This window comes from Herpetosiphonaceae bacterium, from assembly GCA_036374795.1.
Taxonomy (GTDB): Bacteria; Chloroflexota; Chloroflexia; order Chloroflexales; family Kallotenuaceae; genus LB3-1.
In genome coordinates this window covers 1-1,298 of sequence record DASUTC010000032.1, presented here as the reverse complement: position 1 = coordinate 1,298, position 1,298 = coordinate 1, and the positions used below count along the sequence as shown (strand labels likewise).

Annotated in this window: 1 protein-coding gene; it reads right to left on the bottom strand. The window is 62.6% G+C overall.

What is annotated here, in order from left to right; all coding sequences use genetic code 11:
* On the bottom strand, window positions 1–1,298 hold a 1,298-nt coding region (locus VFZ66_01800; protein HEX6287889.1), incomplete at both ends, for a methylmalonyl-CoA mutase family protein.

Genomic DNA, 1,298 nt, shown 5'->3' with positions numbered 1-1,298 from the left:
GTCGGTCATCGTCAACCTCGCGCTGGAAGCGATACGACGCATCGGAGATCTCGCGCTGAATCCAGCCTTTTTCGAGCGCGGCCTCCATGCCGCCCTGCTCCCCGATCTGGCGGAAGTATTCGAGACACTGCCGCTCCATCTCGTTGGTCAGCGCCTCGACGAAGTACGAGCCGCCCAGCGGATCGACGGTGTTGGTGACGCCGCTCTCCTCGGCGATGATCTGCTGCGTGCGCAGCGCGATCGTCACCGCCTTCTCGCTCGGCAGCGCCAGCGCCTCGTCCATGCCGTCGGTATGCAGCGATTGCGTCCCGCCCAGCACGGCGGCGAGCGCCTGGATCGCCACGCGCACGATGTTATTCTCCGGCTGCTGCGCCGTCAGCGACACGCCCGCAGTTTGCGTGTGGAAGCGCAGCCACCACGAGCGCGGACTCTTCGCGCCGAAGACCTCCTTCATCTGCCGCGCCCAGATACGCCGCGCCGCGCGGTACTTGGCGATCTCCTCGAAGAAATCGTTGTGGGCATTGAAGAAGAACGAGATCCGGGGCGCGAACGAGTCGATGTCCAGGCCGCGCTTGACCGCCGCTTTGACGTAGGCCAGGCCATCGCCGAGCGTAAACGCCAACTCCTGCGCGGCGGTCGCGCCCGCTTCGCGGATGTGGTAGCCCGACACAGAAACCGGATTCCACTTGGGCATATGTCTGGCCGCGAACTCGATCGTATCGACGACCATGCGCATCGACGGCTCGACCGGGAAGATGTACTCGTTCTGCGCGGCGTACTCCTTCAAAATATCGTTCTGAAGCGTTCCGCCAAGCAGTTCCATTGGAATGCCGCGCTTCTCGGCGGCGGCGATATACATCGCCCAGATCACGATCGCCGGCGAGTTGATCGTCATCGAGGTCGTGATCTTATCGACCGGAATGCCGTCGAAAAGGATCTCCATATCGGCCAGCGACGAAACCGCCACGCCGCATTTGCCGAACTCGCCCTCAACCAGCGGATGATCGGTGTCGCGACCGTAGAGCGTGGGCATGTCGAAGGCCACCGACAGGCCGGTCTGGCCGTGGCTCAACAAATACTTGAAGCGCGCGTTGGTTTCCTCTGCCGTGCCGAAGCCCGCGAACATGCGCATCGTCCAGAGCTTGCCGCGATAGCCCGTGGGATGAATGCCGCGCGTGAAGGGATATTGCCCCGGAAAGCCAATATCGTCGATCGGATCGGTATCGGCAATATCAAGCGGCGTGTACAGCCGCTCGATCGGCTGACCTGAGATCGTGGTAAAACCGGCATTTCGCTCC